The following is a 16,382-nucleotide window of genomic DNA, read 5'->3' as shown; positions in this document are numbered from 1 at the left end:
TAATGTTGAAAGTATTATTTTTTGCTCAAACAAGAGAGCTAATTGGTATCGGTGAATTAAACATTGAAGCAAGGTTTCCGACAGCAGAAGCCTTACGTCAAGCTTTAGCAATGAAAGGGGATAAATGGGCGTTAGCACTAGAAAAAGGAAAACTATTAGTTGCAATTAATCAACGTTTACAACCTTTAGAAAGTGCGGTGAAATCAGGTGATGAAATAGCATTTTTCCCTCCAGTGACGGGAGGATAAATGTCTCAAAGTAAAATAGCAGTACAAACTCAGCCTTTTGATCAAAATGAAATTTATCATTGGCTGAGCGAATCGAATTCTGTTGGTTCAACCGTCATTTTTGTTGGCAAAGTGCGGGATCTTAATTTAGATGAATCAGTATCTAGTCTGTTTTTAGAGCATTATCCTGCTATGACTGAAAAAGCACTTGCTGAGATTGTAGCTGAAGCACAAAAACGCTGGCAAATTCAGCGAGTTGCAGTAATTCATCGAATAGGTTTATTACAAGCTGGTGATGAGATTGTTCTTGTGGGAGTGAGTTCCGCTCATCGTAAAGACGCTTATCATGCTAATGAATTTATTATGGATTTTTTGAAGAGTAAAGCACCGTTTTGGAAAAAAGAAACAACCACGAAAGGCAATCGTTGGATTGAACAACATGACAGCGATAAAATTGCATTAGAAAAATGGGCGTGATCTCAATTTTAAGTAATTCTTATTCAAAAAGGCATAGATTTCTATGCCTTCTCTATTAATCAAATCAGTCTAGGATCGGGATTATTTAAAACGATGTCAGTTTGATGTTGGCGAAATTGATTCAATTTTCCCATAATAGATTGATCAAACATTGCTAAAATTTGAGCTGCGAGTAAAGCTGCGTTTGCAGCCCCAGCTGCTCCAATTGCCAACGTACCAACAGGGATACCTTTTGGCATTTGCACGATAGAGTACAGGCTATCGATACCGTTCAATACTGCACTTTTTATAGGCACGCCAAGTACAGGAGCGACAGTTTTTGCAGCGATCATACCTGGTAAGTGTGCCGCCCCGCCAGCTCCCGCGATGATCACTTTGTATCCTTTTTCTACCGCACTTTCTGCAAAACTAAATAATTTGTCGGGGGTTCTATGTGCTGAAACAATTTCTACATGATAATTAAGTGTTAAACTATCAAGTATTTCCGCAGCTTCTTTCATCGTTGACCAATCACTTTGTGACCCCATCACGATAGCAATTTGAGGATTTTTCATTATTTTTCCTATGAGTTAATGATTTCACTGTCATCATAACATAAGATAAATCAACTGGGCAAACGTTTGCTTAAGGCGGTGTTAAACTTTGTTGTGGAAAAATACAATTATTGCTATCCACGCAGTGCAAAGCAAAAATTTGTTAGACGGTCTATATTCTCAATTGAGCTAATAAACAAAAGATCAAGTTTTGAAATTTTTTAAAGTTAATTAGTCATGGATTGAATGGCAGATTTTAAGAAAGATGTATGAATTTTCACGTTGTTCCAACTTTAGATGGAAGTAATGCTATTTGTTTTATCTTGTTGAATGATTTATATTCATCCAATTAATAATAGGTTAATTATTATTCATAATAGTATGCTCTAAAATAGATTTATTTAGTCCTGTTGTTATAATATAAAAAAACATTGTAAATTTATTGTTAAGGTCGTCTAATGCTATTGATGTTCACTTTGTATCATGCGGTAAAAATTTTATTTGTTGTTCTTTGTTTCGGCATTTCTAGTTACTTCGTTATTTTTAAACGTGATTTAAAAATAACCTTGCGTGCCAGTGGCTGGCTTGTTTTTATGCTAGCTTTTTGTTTAATGCTGGCTCCGCTTGCCATTAATTTTTTACTTTCCTTGAGACATTGAGTTTCCTAATTTTGCTTTAAGAGTTCTAATAGTTGTTTTTCAGTCTGAGGTCTGTATTTAAACTCCATTTTATTCGTCCAGCGGTCTTCAATCTCATAAGGCGTACCGTTTGGGTTCCATTCGCCCTCAACCCAATTAAATGTATCATAAGGATCTGTGAATCTATCGCGAAATTCATAAGTAATATCTGCAGTTGCTGTATTATTTGGCAAAAACTTCAAGTTACTAATTTTCCCTTTTACTGTTGCTGATCCAATTGCCCATAATGGGTCAACAGGATGTTTTGATTCTTTGCCGAAGTCATATCCGTTAGAAAAACTCGCTCGTTCACCTGCGACAAATTGTGCAATAAATCTGTTCTCAATACTGTTCTCACGTCCGAACGCCCCATTTTTTTTAATCAATGGTCTGACTGTATTTGTTAATCCTACTTGGGTTAAAGCTGTTTTCAAATACTATCGTTCAGCATTATCTGCTAACGATACTTATGCTCTAACCGCCTATTTTTGTTTCATTGGCGGTTGTTTAGTTCATTTGGGATTTGTGTTGTTTATTGGACACAGCCTTTTTGAATATATTGCATTTTTCTGTTATCAAGTCTTGATTATAAGGTATTTTTATTCTTTTTTTAGATATAAATATTTAGATGAACATAGTCCATAAAGCAGATCTAAAAAGCAACATGCAAACATATTAAGAAACAGCCTCTAAAAGTAATTAAATAACCATAATTAATAGTTGGCTTTAGGTGTAAATTCCTGTATAATTCTCCGACCCTGTGAATGTGTTGGAATTCCCACCGCACATTATTTTATTGAAATCGCACTCGAAGGGGTGAGGATGGAGATTCATGGTTGTGTCTGTTCTTAGACACTGGGTTTTAATATTTTTATTGGTAATTAATTAATGAAAACTTTTGTAGCAAAACCAGAAACAGTAAAACGTGACTGGTATGTAGTCGATGCGACAGGTAAAACTTTAGGTCGTTTGGCTACTGAATTAGCAAGTCGCTTACGTGGTAAACATAAAGCTGAATATACTCCACACGTTGATACTGGTGATTATATCATCGTGATTAATGCGGATAAAGTGGCAGTAACTGGTAATAAAAAAAGTGATAAAATTTACTATTGGCATACAGGCTATGTAGGTGGTATCAAACAAGCTACTTTCGCAGAAATGATTCAACGTCGTCCAGAGGCTGTGATTGAAATTGCGGTAAAAGGTATGTTGCCAAAAGGTCCTTTGGGACGTGCAATGTTCCGTAAATTGAAAGTGTATGCGGGTTCTACTCATGAACATGTTGCACAACAACCACAAATTTTAGATATTTAATCACGGAGTTAAAAATGACAGTGAATCAAAATTACGGCACAGGTCGTCGCAAAAGCTCTTCAGCTCGTGTATTCATTAGACCAGGAAGTGGTAAAATCACTATAAATAAGCGTGAATTGGATGTCTATTTTGGACGAGAAACATCACGTATGATAGTACGCCAGCCACTTGAATTAGTTGAGTTAACAGACAAGTTAGATCTTTACATCACAGTGAAAGGTGGTGGAATTTCTGGTCAAGCGGGTGCGATCCGTCATGGTATTACTCGAGCATTAATTGAGTATGATGAAACTTTACGTCCAGCATTGCGTGCAGCAGGATTTGTTACTCGTGATGCTCGTCGTGTAGAGCGTAAAAAAGTGGGGCTGCACAAAGCTCGTCGTCGTCCACAATACTCAAAACGATAAGTGCGACAAGGCGTCGTACTTTTGGCAATAACTCCTTATATATCAAGGAGTTATTGCTTGGAGAAAACTGGATTGTACCAGTTTTCTCTGGACCTTTTAACTGTTTCTTGGAGATAGTTGGGAGGACAGACAAGAGACGGAGCGTTGCTCAAAATCTTGTTCTAAGTTGGTAATGTAAATTGACCAATTTGCTAATGACAGTAGGATAGGTTTACTTCGATTGAACCTCCCTGTTAGAGTTATATATAAACTCTTGGTTTGATGTCAAAGTCAAAGACAATTTATTACTTTCTTATTATTAATCTTCGATTATTAATAATAATGATTGAATTAGATTAGTTAGGTTACCCATCACCTCAGATTAGAAAATAAAATTTACAGACCCTACTATAAATAAAGTCCCACAGATTCCTCAGCACTCAGAAAAGGAATCAGAACTAAGAAGTGGTAAATCTTAGGGAGGGAGTGCAGACTTTACGTATATTTTCACATCGGCATTTAATAAATAGAATACTTTCTAATAGTGAGTGAGAACACAAGAAATGAACGGTTGTTTATTTGTTTTTACGAGCTAGAGATAGTCTCACCCAAAGAAAATAATTTTATTGGGAAATAGATTAAGATTATGAACAAAGGTAATTTAACGAACTGGATAAAGGTGAGTTAAATAACTTAGGTGAATTTATTTGTAGGTTCGGGCTTATTTATGCAGTAATAGGAAACTAACTTAGAAAGTATGCTTAAGCTGTTATTATCATTGTTATAGCCAAACAATCAAAATCAAACTTGCAAGTTTCTTTTAAAAATCATATCCTAGTTCCAATTTTTTCTCTTAAATTTTAGGTTATTGTTATGTATGCTAAAGCTAAATATCGAAAAGACTATAAGACACCAGATTTCACAGTAACAGATATTTTTCTTGATTTTCAACTCGATCCACAAAAGACTATAGTTACCGCAAAAAGTCGTTATCAACGTTTAAATCAAACTTCTACGTTACTACGTTTAGATGGTACTGCATTTCAATTTGTTTCAATTCGTTTAAATTGCGAAGAGTTTAGGGATTATCAACAAGATAGTGTAAGTTTAACATTAGATTTGAAAACTATTGATTGTGATCAATTTGAATTGGAAATAGTTACATTTTTAGTACCTGCCGAAAATACATCGTTGCAAGGATTATATCAATCTGGACAAGGACTATGCACACAATGCGAAGCAGAAGGGTTTAGACAAATAACTTATATGCTAGATAGACCTGATGTATTAGCACGTTACACAACTAAAATTACAGCAGATAAAATGAAATATCCTTATTTGCTTTCTAACGGAAATCGTATTGCAGGGGGAGATTTAGAGAATGGAAAACACTGGGTCGAGTGGCAGGATCCTTTCCCTAAACCTTGTTACTTATTTGCACTAGTAGCAGGTGATTTTGATTTACTAAAAGATAATTTTACTACAAAGAGCGGTAGAAATGTGGCTTTAGAACTCTATGTGGATAGAGGTAATTTGAATCGTGCAGACTGGGCAATGGAAAGTTTAAAAAAATCGATGAAGTGGGATGAAGAGCGGTTTGGATTAGAATACGATTTAGATATTTACATGATTGTAGCGGTAGATTTCTTTAATATGGGTGCAATGGAAAATAAAGGATTGAATATTTTTAATTCTAAATTTGTACTAGCAAATCCACAAACTGCAACTGATGAAGATTATCTCGCAATAGAAAGTGTGATAGGTCATGAGTACTTTCATAACTGGACAGGTAATAGAGTAACCTGTCGAGATTGGTTTCAACTTAGTTTGAAAGAGGGATTAACAGTATTTCGTGATCAAGAATTTTCTGCCGATACTGGATCAAGAGCTGTGAAACGCATTGCAGATGTAAGATTGTTACGTAGCGTGCAATTTCCAGAGGATGCTAGCCCAATGTCTCATCCAATTCGACCTGAAAAAGTAATTGAAATGAATAATTTCTATACGATGACTGTTTATGAAAAAGGTGCTGAAGTTATTCGTATGTTACATACTTTATTGGGAGAAACCGCTTTTCAAGCTGGTATGAAACTTTATATTGCTGAAAATGACGGAAAAGCAGCAACATGTGAGGATTTTGTTTCTGCTATGGAGCGAGCATCTGGAATAGATCTTACGCAATTCCGCCGTTGGTATAGTCAATCTGGTACGCCTGAATTGACTGTGACTGATAGTTATGATGAACAGACAAAAATTTATCGCTTACAAGTTTCACAAATTACACCACCCACAGCAGATCAAATGGAAAAAGTTGATTTGCATATTCCATTGAAAATAGCGCTTTATGATGAAAGAGGGGTGAAACAAGTATTACAAAGATCAGGACAGCCTATTACTGATGTATTAAATGTAATACATAAAGACCAAATTTTTGAATTTGATCAGATTGCAAGTCGCCCAGTTCCCGCATTATTATGTGATTTTTCTGCACCAGTGAAATTAGACTATGAATATACTACTTCTCAGTTAATTACGTTACTTCGTTTCGCAGAAAATGAATTTATTCGCTGGGATGCTGTACAAATGTTATTTAATAATGAATTACGACGTAATTTAGTAAATTATAGACAAGGTCTAGATCTTGATTTTTCACGGGAAATTTTAGCCGCACTTGAGCAAGTATTGTCAAATTGGAAACAGAACCCAGCACTGACAACATTAATTTTAACTCTACCAAAAACAACGGATTTTGCTGAATTATTCAAAGTTATTGATCCTGAAGGGATCTCGATTGTACGTTCTTTTATGCAAAGATTTATAGCAGAAAATTTACAAGATCTTTTGTTGAAAACTTATAATCAAATTCATTTTGATCGTTATCAAGTCGTACAATCAGATATTGCATTACGAGGTGTGCGAAATCTCTGTTTGAATTATTTGGCTTACACACATTTAGGTAATAATTTAGTTAATAAACACTATTTGTATGCAGATAATATGACAGATACTCTTGCAGCATTAACAGCAGCAACACAAGCTCAATTACAGTGCAGTGAAGCACTCATGAAAGACTTTGAACAGAAATGGCAACATGATGGATTAGTTATGGATAAATGGTTTGCTTTACAAGCAACATCTCCAAACGAAAATGTATTACAAAATGTCATTCAACTGATGGAACACACTAGCTTTAATTTTAATAATCCAAATCGAGTAAGAGCACTTATTGGAACCTTTGTTAGCCGTAATTTAAAGGCTTTTCATGTGGCGGATGGTTCAGGCTATCGGTTCTTAACTGATGTACTGATTCGCCTAAACGAAAAAAATCCACAAGTTGCTTCAAGATTAATTGAGCCTTTGATTCGTTTTTCTCGCTATGATACACAGCGTCAGACTTTGATGAAGCGTGCATTGGAGCGTTTAAGTGCAGTAGAAAATTTATCAAGAGATCTCTTTGAAAAAATTGAAAAAGCATTGCGGTAACTTAAAATTGATTAATATGATCAAAAAAGTGCGGTTAGAATGACGGCACTTTTCAACTACCAATTGGATTGGAGAAATAAACTAAATGTATTCATTGATTAGAAAAGCTATTTTTTCTCTTGAAGCAGAAAAAGCCCATGATTTAAGTATTATTTTATTAAAAGCACTAGGGAGATCCCCTTTTAATCTTCTTATTAAAACGTTGCATAACTGTCCTAAAGGCAATGAAAAAACAGTAATGGGTTTACAGTTTAGAAATCCAATTGGTTTAGCTGCAGGAGCCGATAAAAATGGTGATGCTATTGACGGTTTGGGGATGATGGGATTTGGTTTTATTGAAGTTGGAACAGTCACACCTTTAGCACAAGATGGCAATCCTAAACCTCGAGAATTTAGAATTCCTCAAGTAGAAGGAATAATTAATCGAAACGGGTTTAGCAACAAAGGCATTGATTATTTAGTAGAAAACGTCAAGAAAGCAAAATATAAAGGTGTAATTGGTATCAATATTAGTAAAAATAAAGCAACATCAATTGAGAGAGGAAAAGAAGACTATATTTATTGTTTAAATAAAGCTTATGATTACGCAGGCTATATCGCTATTAATATTTCATCACCGAATACACCTGATTTGAGACAGTTACAGTATGGCGAAGCATTAGAAGATTTACTACATAGTATTAAGGAGCGTCAAAAAATTCTTGCAGAACAATATAATAAATATGTTCCTATCGCAGTAAAAATTGCTCCAGACTTAGGGGAAGGGGAATTGGTACAAATTGCCGATAGTATCCGCCGTCATAAAATAGATGGTGTCATTGCTACTAATACTACGATTTCAAGAGAAATGGTAGAGCATTTTCCTAACGGAAAAGAAGCGGGAGGTTTAAGTGGTAAGCCTCTAAGGGAAAAAAGTACACAAATTATTACCGCACTTCGTCGAGAGTTAAAAGGAGAAATTCCAATTATTGGTTGTGGTGGTATTGACAGTGTAGAAACTGCACAAGAAAAAATAGATGCAGGTGCGGAATTACTACAACTTTATTCTGGTTTAATTTATCATGGACCAAATTTAGTTAAAACATTAGTTAAAGAGATAAATTAATAGGTTTTACATAGCTGAATGTCCTTAGTTTATGATTTACACTCTCATAGCACTGCCTCGGATGGAGTTCTTACTCCTTCACAAGTAGTGTTGCGTGCCGTTGAAAATAAAGTTGATGTCTTAGCATTAACAGATCATGATACAATTTCAGGATTGGCAGAAGCAAAAGCCCAAGCCGATCTATTAGGTATTAAATTTATTAATGGTGTAGAAATTTCTACTAATTGGGAAAGTCGATCTATTCATATAGTTGGACTGAATTTTAATGAAAGAGATCCAAGAATCATTACTCTTCTTGCTAGTCAAGCAGAAAAACGTCGACAAAGAGCGGTGCAAATTGGCGAAAAATTAGCAAAAAATGGAATTATAAATGCTTTCGCTGAAACTCAAAAACTAGCTAATGGAGAAGTAACCAGAGTTCATTATGCTCGTTATTTAATCCAAATTGGTAAAGTTGCTAATGAGAAGCAAGCATTTAAAAAATATCTTTCGCAAGGTAAATCAGCTTATGTAAAAACGCAGTGGATAGATATTCCAACAGCAATTGAAGCAATTCATTTAAGTGGTGGAGTGGCGGTATTAGCACATCCTTTACGTTACAATTTATCTGCGAAATGGATAAAAAAACTCATGTTAGATTTTAAGCAATGGGGTGGTGATGGTGTAGAAGTTGCAGGTTGTGGACAAACTAAAGATCAACGACAATCTCTTGCTAATTGGGCAAATGAATATCAATTAAGAGCATCAGCTGGATCGGATTTTCATTTTCCTTGTGGTTGGATTGAGTTAGGAAAATCCCTTTATTTGCCTGAAAACAGTATTCCTATTTGGGAATGTTGGAAAACATCATAAAAAAGTTTATTTGAAAATAATAAAATCATTAGTAATTATAAAAGATCCGATAACAGGATTTTTTATCCTGAGGACAATGTTCGACAATTTTGTCATCTTCCGTGACCGTTTAGGCAAATTATTACTGCGGAAGCTCATATTGTTTGATTACTGAAAAAATAATTGAACGAATTAGTAACATCAGGGCGAGATAGTTCTGTAGAGCTTGCGAAGTGAACCGCATTAGTGGTCCAGAATCCATTGAGAGTAGCCCTCTGTTTGTTGTGAGAGCTAGTAGAAATTTCCTGTCTTTAGTCAGGAGCTGGATGTCAAGATAGTATCTGCAATAAATGGAATCAGTATGGGATAGTTAATTCTTGTATTTTCATATTGAGTCCATCGATCATTAACAAACGCCCACATAAATTTGTGCCAATATCTAACCGCACTTTGATCGCTTCTAGTGCTTGAATTGAACCGATTATTCCCACAATAGGTGAAAGAACACCAGCTTCGACGCAAGTTAAAGCATTTTCACCAAATAAATTGCTAACATTATGATAAGTAGGACTATTTTCTTGATAAGTAAAAACTGAAACTTGTCCTTCCATACGAATTGAGGCCCCTGAAACGAGAGGTACTCGTAATGCGTGACAACATCGATCTAATTGATTTCGAGTTGCTAAGTTATCAGTACAATCTAGTACAACATGAACAGCTTTTATGATTTCTTTTAGAGGTTCATCATCTAAAATAGTTGGTATAGTCTCAATTTGTATATGAGGATTAATTCGTTGTAACGATAGTTTTGCAGATTCAACTTTCAACATGTCTAACCGACTGTCATCATGTAAGATTTGTCGCTGAAGATTAGATAATGATACATGATCAAAATCAAGTAGAATTAATTTTCCTATTCCAGCAGCGGCAAGATATTGTGTTGCAGCACAGCCTAATCCTCCTAGACCAACAACAAGCATGGTCGTATCTTTTAGCGTTTCTTGTCCCGCAAAATCGACAGCTTTTAGTGAGATTTGACGACAGTAACGAAATTCTTCTTCAAGAGTAAGTGCGGTCATAAAAATCCTCAAATTAGATTAATTTAACAAGGCGTTAAAAGGTTCAATAGTCACAATTTCACCCGCTTGAACGTGACCCCGTTCTTTTTCTAGTACAATGAAACAATTACTTTTTACAAAAGCACTGAAAATATGCGATCCTTGGAAACCTATAGGGTGAACTTCAATTTCCCCTTGTGAGTTAAGTTGATAAAATCCACGTTGAAAATCTAAACGACCAACGCTTTTTTTTAGCGGAGTAGTTGTAATAGCTTGTAATTGTGGAGATTTTTTCCATTGGCTATAACCACTTAATTTTGCGATTGCTGGTTGAACTAATTGATAAAATGTAACCAGTGCAGAAACAGGATTACCTGGCAGACCAAAAAACCATGCTTTACCTAATTGACCAAAAGCGAAAGGTTTACCTGGTTTCATTGCAATTTTCCAAAATCTTATTTGACCAAATTTTTCTAATATTTTTTTAGTGAAATCAGCTTCTCCCACAGAAACTCCACCACTAGTAATAATCAGATCAGCTTGTTGTTGAGCTTGCATAAAGACTTTTTCAAACTGTTGTTCATTATCAGCTATAATACCGAAATCTAAAATTTCACAATTTAATTTTTCTAGTAATAAGCGTATCGTGAAACGATTAGTATCATAAATTTTACCCATTTGTAGGGATTCTCCAACAGAAATTAATTCATCACCAGTAGAAATCAAAGCAACTTTTAAAGATTTGAATACGGAAATTTGGCTAAAACCTAAAGATGCGAGTAATGGTAATGAAAGTGCGGTGAGTTTTGAGCCTTTTTTCAATACGACATCACCTTTTTTAATATCTTCTCCTACTCGACGAATATGTTGTCCTAATTTTGCTGGTTGCAAAAAAGTTACATTACCGTCATTATCTACTTGTACATCCTCTTGCATTATTACGGTATCTGCTCTTTGCGGTATCATAGCTCCAGTCATAATTTTAACCGCACTTTGTGGGGGGAGTTCTCTATCAAAAGGATGACCAGCCAAAGATTTTCCAACAACAGATAGTTTTTCGCTTCTTTGAAGATCTGATAAGCGTATAGCATATCCATCCATTGCAGAATTATTAAAAGAAGGCACATTGATAGGCGAAATTACATCTTCAGCACAAATTCGGTTGATAGCATCAGTGAGAGAAAGTGTTTCTTGATTTTGTGCCGTAGGTATCGAACCTAACATTTGTTCAATGGCTTGTTCAAAGCTTAGCATAAATAAATTTCCTTCTAATTAATTTTAGGTCTATTTTACTTAATTTTTTCTCACAATCTAACTATTATTAACATTTTATTATTGTTTTGTAGTTTGATAAAATGAAGAGATGATTAATTTTAGGAGTAATGAATGAAAACGATTTCAGCAGAGGCGGATAAAGTTCGTCGTGCGTTGATCGAAAAGGGTATTGAAACCCCAATGGTTGAACTGGATCAAGATAAAACTCAACGGAGAACTGCGATTGAACAACATATGCGAGAAGTACTTCGCTTGATTGGTTTAAATTTAAATGATGATAGTTTAGAAGAAACGCCAGTACGTCTTGCTAAAATGTATATTGATGAAATTTTCAGTGGTTTAGATTATGGCAATTTTCCTAAAATTACTCGAATTGAAAATCGTATGAAAGTGAGTGAAATGGTGTTAGTTAATGATGTTACATTAACCAGTACTTGTGAACATCATTTTGTCACAATTGATGGAGTCGTTTCTGTTGCGTATTACCCTAAAAAATGGGTAATTGGGTTATCAAAAATTAATCGTGTAGTAGATTTTTTTGCACAACGTCCACAAGTGCAAGAGCGTTTAACAGAACAGATTTTATTAGCGTTTCAGACTATTTTAGAAACAGAAGATGTGGCTGTATATGTTAAAGCAACGCATTTTTGTGTGAAATGTCGAGGCATAAAAGATACTAATAGCTATACTGTTACATCAGCTTTTGGTGGGGTATTTTTAAATGATCGAGAAACTCGAAAAGAGTTTTTAAGTTTAATCAATAAATGATGATTTAAAGTACGGTAACATTCAGTGTAATGTGAAATTAAATAAGTATTTTATAGGGGGATTAATGGAGATTTTACAAGGTGCATTTGATAGTCGCTTTTTTAATGAAGCTACATCAGAGCTTCATACTATAAAGGATTTTTTGCGTTGGAGTTATAGTAGATTTAATGATTCAGAAATTTATTTCGGTCATGGCTATGATAACGCTTGGGATGAAGCAGTACAGTTGATATTTTCTGCGTTGCATTTACCTCTAGATATTCCAGAACAGCTTTATGATGCTCGTTTAACATCAGTTGAGAAGAAACATATTATTAACTTACTTGAAGCTCGTATAGAGAAACGAATCCCAGTTGCTTATTTGACAAATAGGGCATGGTTTTGTGGGTTAGAATTTTATATTGATGAACGAGTAATTATTCCTCGTTCACCTATCAGTGCCTTGATTGAAGAAAAGTTTGATGGAATCTTGCAACACCCCCCTAAACGAATTTTAGATATGTGTACTGGTAGTGGCTGTATTGCGATTGCTTGTGCAGATAGATTTCCCCAATCAGAAGTTGATGCAGTAGATTTATCTGTTGAAGCATTGAATGTAGCAGAAATTAATATTGAACGACATCAATTAAGTCATAGAGTATTTCCAATTCAATCTGATCTTTTTTCAAATTTACCAAAAGATAAATATGATTTAATCATCGCAAATCCACCTTACGTTGATGAAGAAGATTTAGCTGATATGCCAGAAGAATTCCATTATGAACCCGAAATGGCATTAGGATCAGGGATAGATGGCTTGCAAATTACTAAGCAAATTTTATTACATGCGACAGACTATTTAGCTGAAAATTCGATGTTAATTTGTGAAGTCGGAAATAGCATGGTTCACCTCATAGAGCAATTCCCAACGGTTCCTTTTAAATGGCTTGAATTAAAAAACGGAGGGGTAGGTGTTTTTGCAATTTCTCGGTCTGACTTGGTAGCATATCAGCATTTGTTTATTTGAGTATAAAAAGCAAGCATTTATATTGCCTTCTTTTCTGTTACAGAAATCTATAATGAAGGCAATTTTATAGAAAAATCAACCGCACTTTAATGTGTTTTTTTATCTTCTAGCAGGTTATCTTTTGCTGCTTTTAAGTATTGTAGCATTGACCAAACAGTCAGTATAGCAGCTATGTAAAGACAGACAAAACCAGCAATTTCCATAGTAAAATTGTAACGCCACAATAATCCGCCTAATGCTATCATTTGTGCTGTTGTTTTTACTTTTCCTAACCAAGATACGGCAACTTTATTACGACTGCCAATTTCAGCCATCCATTCACGTAGTGCTGAAATTATTAGTTCTCGAGAAATCATAATCAATGCGGGAATTGTTAGCCAAAAACTGTGGTAATGTTCCATTACTAAAGAAAGGGCTGCTATAACCATTACTTTATCAGCTACAGGATCTAAAAACGCACCAAAAGGTGTACTCTGATTCCATTTACGAGCAAGATAACCATCAAACCAATCGGTTACGGCGGCGATAAAAAAAATGAGCGTAGCTAAAAAAGGCGACCAATAGAAAGGTAGATAAAAAGCAATCACGAAAAATGGAATAAGAATTACACGAAATAGAGTCAAAAGCGTAGGAAAATTTAACTTCATAATATTGGTAGAGTCATGAAAATAATGTGTTTATTTTAAAGCATATTAACGTGTTTTAAAAATAGAATTTAAAAAATTATAATATTTAAGCGAAGAGAAATTATTGCATCCAATAATTTCATCCCTAATATGTTTTAATTTAATTAAAAATGTAAAAATAACACCGCACTTTAAATGACTTTTTGAATTAGTGTTGAAATATCATTAGCAAATTGTCCTGTTTCTGCCATTTTGGCAATTTCTGATAAGGAATATTTTTTTCCATCATAAACTATAACCATTGAAATATCGCCAGGTTGTAAAAAATTATATTCACCAAAATCTGTATAACGAGTAGCACCAATACTGACAATAGCTTGTGTAGGATAATTCGCTTGTTGTAATAAATATGCTATATCATTCATTGGTCCTTCATCAATCTGATTATTCATGCGATCTATAATCCAATCTAATAGTTTTTGATGAAAGTAGCTATAACCTATAGTAGGGCTATCAACACCATATTGATTTAATTCACCATTGCGTTGATGAAAACAAGCAATGCGATACTTGTCAATTTCACAGCCTTTTTGAAAAGACGTTAATGGAATGAGATGATCGGATATTCCTTTAGTATTAGCACCCCAATTCTTTTTTTCACATATCTTACGTGCATTTGGATGGCGAATTGAACAGTCATTATAAGCAGTAAAAAAACGAGGCGTAAGTGCGGTTACTTTTTTTTCTGAATAATGAATATCACAAATTAAAGCAATCTCAGGTTCAATCTGCAAATTATCTGCTTTTTCTGTTTTAGGAGATTGAATTTGACTTGAACTCAAAGGGTACTGAGAAAGAAATGAGTATTCGGCTAATTGCTTTGCAGGTACATAAAATGGAAAAATTGCTTTAGGTTGAATTATTTCTTGAGTTTTAACATTAGCAAAATCAAGCGCTTCCCCAGCTTGTTCTAAGTGTCCAGCAAAATTACCAGCAACGCCTAAACCAATAAATTGATTGTATTGCATAAAAACTCCTTGTGTAAACTTTCTTGTGATTATACCGTTTGAGTAGGAACGGCGAATTTTTTGTATAAATTAGAAATAAGTATTGTTTATTTTATTAACGTTTGAATATATTCAGCGATAATTTCTATTTCATTTTCAGTTAGGCGAGATTTCGCTCCATTACCACCACCAATAATTTCCCCTGATTTTCGTTTAGTAAGTGCGGTAATAATTTCGTCTTTTTTCAATGTATTGATAATAGCAGATTTACCAAAAGCAGATTTTTCTGCTTGTTTGCCATGACACATAGCACAAGAGTGATTAAATAAGCGTTGTCCTTGTTTTAGTTTTTCTGCATCGTTTTCTAGTGGATTTTGTGCATGAGAAAGGGAAGCTGTTACGATCAATGTAACAGCGAAAAAAATTGAATAGTTTTTCATTTTATTCTGCCATGTTGAGTAAGTAATTTTGTTAGCGTTTGTTCCGTAATTAATCCTTCAGATTTATAAAGGATTTTACCTTCAGGGTCAATAATAAATGTTGTTGGCGTGCCAATTAGTCCATAGCGTTCACTAGTAATATGTAATTGATCTTTTACTATTGGTAGAGAAAGCTGATTTTTAGAGATAACTTGAGCAGTATTTGAGTTATCACCATCAATATTAATTGCAAGAAAATGAACTTTATTGGAATATTGCTTCATAATATGATCAAAACGTTTAAGTTCAGCGATACATACAGAACAACTTTCAGACCAAAAGTTTAGTACTATCATTTTCCCCTTTAATTGTTGAAGTAATACTTGTTCTCCTGATAAGTTAAAAGTTGCAATTTCAGGAGCGTAGTCACCGACAGTTGCAATTTGTTCCTCTTTACAAGCTAATAATGTGAATAACGTTATGAAAATTAAGTAAAATCTGACCGCACTTTTAATTATCATTTATTTCTTCTCGTAAAAATTTACCATGTTGTAAGTAAATAGTCCGATGGCTAAATTTACTTAATTCAGGATTATGTGTCACCATGACAATAGTACGTCCCTGCTGGTTGAGATTCTTGAGTAGATCTAGTACCAATTTTTCATTTTTTTCGTCAAGATTGCCAGTTGGTTCATCAGCGAAAATCACTGGGGGCTGATTGACTAAAGCTCGAGCGATACAGACTCGCTGTTGTTCTCCACCAGAAAGTTGACTAGGACGATGATTGGTTCGGTGTGCTAATCCAACTTGTGATAGTACTGCCTTAGCACTAGTTTCATCCACAACACTATGATAGTGCTGTGCTAGCATCACGTTCTCAAGTGCGGTTAAATAAGGAATTAAATGAAATTGTTGAAAAACTAATCCAATTTTCTCCGCACGAAAGCGTTGTCTTCCTATTTCGTCAAGCTTAGCCGCATCAATACCATCTAATATCACTTTACCTTCACTAGCAGTATCTAAGCAGGTTAAAATGTTCATTAAGGTAGTTTTGCCAGAGCCTGAAGCTCCCATAATAGCGACAAATTCTCCTTGTTTAATTTTAATATTAATGTTTTCAAGTGCGGTGACTTGTTCAAATCGTTTGTATAAACCTTGAGTTTCAATTACATAATTAACCATTTTGT

Annotated in this window: 18 protein-coding genes; 9 read left to right on the top strand and 9 right to left on the bottom strand. The window is 34.5% G+C overall.

Features of this window, described 5'->3' with window-relative positions; genetic code table 11:
- The first annotated feature begins 2 nt into the window (after positions 1-2).
- Both moaD and moaE read left to right on the top strand, forming a co-directional pair.
- Complete coding sequence (gene moaD / locus ACFQ02_RS03175; protein ID WP_380819203.1) at positions 3-248, top strand: molybdopterin synthase sulfur carrier subunit; 246 nt, start codon at positions 3-5, stop codon at positions 246-248.
- Positions 249-704 (top strand): molybdopterin synthase catalytic subunit MoaE, encoded by a 456-nt coding sequence (gene moaE / locus ACFQ02_RS03170; RefSeq protein WP_380819200.1) that lies wholly within the window; start codon positions 249-251, stop codon positions 702-704. It abuts the gene before it with no gap.
- Between the two features lie 59 nt (positions 705-763).
- Here moaE and purE read toward each other — a convergent pair whose 3' ends face one another.
- Positions 764-1,258 carry a 5-(carboxyamino)imidazole ribonucleotide mutase gene (gene purE, locus ACFQ02_RS03165; protein ID WP_380819197.1) on the bottom strand — a complete coding sequence of 165 codons (495 nt, stop codon included), beginning with the start codon at positions 1,256-1,258 and terminating at the stop codon, positions 764-766.
- Positions 1,259-1,901: 643 nt separating this feature from the next.
- A complete protein-coding gene (locus ACFQ02_RS03160) occupies positions 1,902-2,348 on the bottom strand; it encodes a hypothetical protein (protein WP_380819194.1) in 447 nt (148 codons plus the stop codon).
- Positions 2,349-2,802: 454 nt separating this feature from the next.
- Here ACFQ02_RS03160 and rplM point away from each other — a divergent pair, with 454 nt between their 5' ends.
- The 5 genes from rplM to rnm all read left to right on the top strand — a co-directional run bounded on the left by rplM (position 2,803) and on the right by rnm (position 9,057).
- A complete protein-coding gene (gene rplM / locus ACFQ02_RS03155) occupies positions 2,803-3,231 on the top strand; it encodes a 50S ribosomal protein L13 (protein WP_380819191.1) in 429 nt (142 codons plus the stop codon).
- Between the two features lie 14 nt (positions 3,232-3,245).
- Positions 3,246-3,638, top strand: coding sequence for a 30S ribosomal protein S9 (rpsI, locus tag ACFQ02_RS03150; RefSeq protein WP_380819188.1), 393 nt, complete (start codon positions 3,246-3,248; stop codon positions 3,636-3,638).
- 852 nt (positions 3,639-4,490) lie between these two features.
- Positions 4,491-7,100: an aminopeptidase N gene (pepN, locus tag ACFQ02_RS03145; RefSeq protein ID WP_380819186.1), complete on the top strand. Its 2,610-nt coding sequence runs from the start codon at positions 4,491-4,493 to the stop codon at positions 7,098-7,100.
- An 85-nt stretch (positions 7,101-7,185) separates the two neighbouring features.
- Positions 7,186-8,205, top strand: coding sequence for a quinone-dependent dihydroorotate dehydrogenase (gene pyrD, locus ACFQ02_RS03140; protein WP_380819183.1), 1,020 nt, complete (start codon positions 7,186-7,188; stop codon positions 8,203-8,205).
- Positions 8,206-8,223: 18 nt separating this feature from the next.
- Positions 8,224-9,057, top strand: coding sequence for an RNase RNM (gene rnm / locus ACFQ02_RS03135; protein WP_380819179.1), 834 nt, complete (start codon positions 8,224-8,226; stop codon positions 9,055-9,057).
- Between the two features lie 335 nt (positions 9,058-9,392).
- On the opposite strand, the gene ACFQ02_RS03130 is transcribed toward rnm, so the two are convergent.
- A complete protein-coding gene (locus ACFQ02_RS03130; RefSeq protein ID WP_380819176.1) occupies positions 9,393-10,115 on the bottom strand; it encodes a molybdopterin-synthase adenylyltransferase MoeB in 723 nt (240 codons plus the stop codon).
- Positions 10,116-10,133: 18 nt separating this feature from the next.
- Entirely contained in the window at positions 10,134-11,348 is a 1,215-nt protein-coding gene (gene moeA / locus ACFQ02_RS03125; RefSeq protein WP_380819171.1) for a molybdopterin molybdotransferase MoeA, read from the bottom strand.
- A 132-nt stretch (positions 11,349-11,480) separates the two neighbouring features.
- Here moeA and folE point away from each other — a divergent pair, with 132 nt between their 5' ends.
- Both folE and prmB read left to right on the top strand, forming a co-directional pair.
- Positions 11,481-12,137: a GTP cyclohydrolase I FolE gene (gene folE / locus ACFQ02_RS03120; protein WP_380819168.1), complete on the top strand. Its 657-nt coding sequence runs from the start codon at positions 11,481-11,483 to the stop codon at positions 12,135-12,137.
- Between the two features lie 64 nt (positions 12,138-12,201).
- Positions 12,202-13,143 carry a 50S ribosomal protein L3 N(5)-glutamine methyltransferase gene (gene prmB / locus ACFQ02_RS03115; RefSeq protein ID WP_380819165.1) on the top strand — a complete coding sequence of 314 codons (942 nt, stop codon included), beginning with the start codon at positions 12,202-12,204 and terminating at the stop codon, positions 13,141-13,143.
- 86 nt (positions 13,144-13,229) lie between these two features.
- Here prmB and pgsA read toward each other — a convergent pair whose 3' ends face one another.
- From pgsA to ACFQ02_RS03090, 5 genes are all read right to left on the bottom strand, one after another.
- Complete coding sequence (gene pgsA, locus ACFQ02_RS03110) at positions 13,230-13,790, bottom strand: CDP-diacylglycerol--glycerol-3-phosphate 3-phosphatidyltransferase (protein WP_380819163.1); 561 nt, start codon at positions 13,788-13,790, stop codon at positions 13,230-13,232.
- A gap of 170 nt (positions 13,791-13,960) precedes the next feature.
- Positions 13,961-14,797: a DUF5718 family protein gene (locus ACFQ02_RS03105; RefSeq protein WP_380819160.1), complete on the bottom strand. Its 837-nt coding sequence runs from the start codon at positions 14,795-14,797 to the stop codon at positions 13,961-13,963.
- An 86-nt stretch (positions 14,798-14,883) separates the two neighbouring features.
- Positions 14,884-15,216: a c-type cytochrome gene (locus tag ACFQ02_RS03100; RefSeq protein WP_380819157.1), complete on the bottom strand. Its 333-nt coding sequence runs from the start codon at positions 15,214-15,216 to the stop codon at positions 14,884-14,886.
- A complete protein-coding gene (locus tag ACFQ02_RS03095; RefSeq protein WP_380819155.1) occupies positions 15,213-15,716 on the bottom strand; it encodes a TlpA family protein disulfide reductase in 504 nt (167 codons plus the stop codon). Before ACFQ02_RS03095 ends, ACFQ02_RS03100 begins: the two co-directional genes overlap by 4 nt.
- Positions 15,706-16,377: an ABC transporter ATP-binding protein gene (locus ACFQ02_RS03090; RefSeq protein WP_380819152.1), complete on the bottom strand. Its 672-nt coding sequence runs from the start codon at positions 16,375-16,377 to the stop codon at positions 15,706-15,708. Before ACFQ02_RS03090 ends, ACFQ02_RS03095 begins: the two co-directional genes overlap by 11 nt.
- Positions 16,378-16,382 lie beyond the last annotated feature (5 nt).

Source organism: Seminibacterium arietis, from assembly GCF_042675725.1.
In the GTDB taxonomy this organism is placed as follows: domain Bacteria; phylum Pseudomonadota; class Gammaproteobacteria; order Enterobacterales; family Pasteurellaceae; genus Seminibacterium; species Seminibacterium arietis.
The sequence above is the reverse complement of the archived record's forward strand: the minus strand, read 5'-3'. Positions and strand labels throughout refer to the sequence as shown.

Bases quoted from the DNA above. Each gene is read 5' to 3' on its own strand.
- moaD (WP_380819203.1), top strand. From the start codon at position 3: ATGTTGAAAGTATTATTTTTTGCTCAAACAAGAGAGCTAATTGGTATC.
- moaE (WP_380819200.1), top strand. From the start codon at position 249: ATGTCTCAAAGTAAAATAGCAGTACAAACTCAGCCTTTTGATCAAAAT.
- purE (WP_380819197.1), bottom strand. From the start codon at position 1,258: ATGAAAAATCCTCAAATTGCTATCGTGATGGGGTCACAAAGTGATTGG.
- rplM (WP_380819191.1), top strand. From the start codon at position 2,803: ATGAAAACTTTTGTAGCAAAACCAGAAACAGTAAAACGTGACTGGTAT.
- rpsI (WP_380819188.1), top strand. From the start codon at position 3,246: ATGACAGTGAATCAAAATTACGGCACAGGTCGTCGCAAAAGCTCTTCA.
- pepN (WP_380819186.1), top strand. From the start codon at position 4,491: ATGTATGCTAAAGCTAAATATCGAAAAGACTATAAGACACCAGATTTC.
- pyrD (WP_380819183.1), top strand. From the start codon at position 7,186: ATGTATTCATTGATTAGAAAAGCTATTTTTTCTCTTGAAGCAGAAAAA.
- rnm (WP_380819179.1), top strand. From the start codon at position 8,224: ATGTCCTTAGTTTATGATTTACACTCTCATAGCACTGCCTCGGATGGA.
- ACFQ02_RS03130 (WP_380819176.1), bottom strand. From the start codon at position 10,115: ATGACCGCACTTACTCTTGAAGAAGAATTTCGTTACTGTCGTCAAATC.
- moeA (WP_380819171.1), bottom strand. From the start codon at position 11,348: ATGCTAAGCTTTGAACAAGCCATTGAACAAATGTTAGGTTCGATACCT.
- folE (WP_380819168.1), top strand. From the start codon at position 11,481: ATGAAAACGATTTCAGCAGAGGCGGATAAAGTTCGTCGTGCGTTGATC.
- prmB (WP_380819165.1), top strand. From the start codon at position 12,202: ATGGAGATTTTACAAGGTGCATTTGATAGTCGCTTTTTTAATGAAGCT.
- pgsA (WP_380819163.1), bottom strand. From the start codon at position 13,790: ATGAAGTTAAATTTTCCTACGCTTTTGACTCTATTTCGTGTAATTCTT.
- ACFQ02_RS03105 (WP_380819160.1), bottom strand. From the start codon at position 14,797: ATGCAATACAATCAATTTATTGGTTTAGGCGTTGCTGGTAATTTTGCT.
- ACFQ02_RS03100 (WP_380819157.1), bottom strand. From the start codon at position 15,216: ATGAAAAACTATTCAATTTTTTTCGCTGTTACATTGATCGTAACAGCT.
- ACFQ02_RS03095 (WP_380819155.1), bottom strand. From the start codon at position 15,716: ATGATAATTAAAAGTGCGGTCAGATTTTACTTAATTTTCATAACGTTA.
- ACFQ02_RS03090 (WP_380819152.1), bottom strand. From the start codon at position 16,377: ATGGTTAATTATGTAATTGAAACTCAAGGTTTATACAAACGATTTGAA.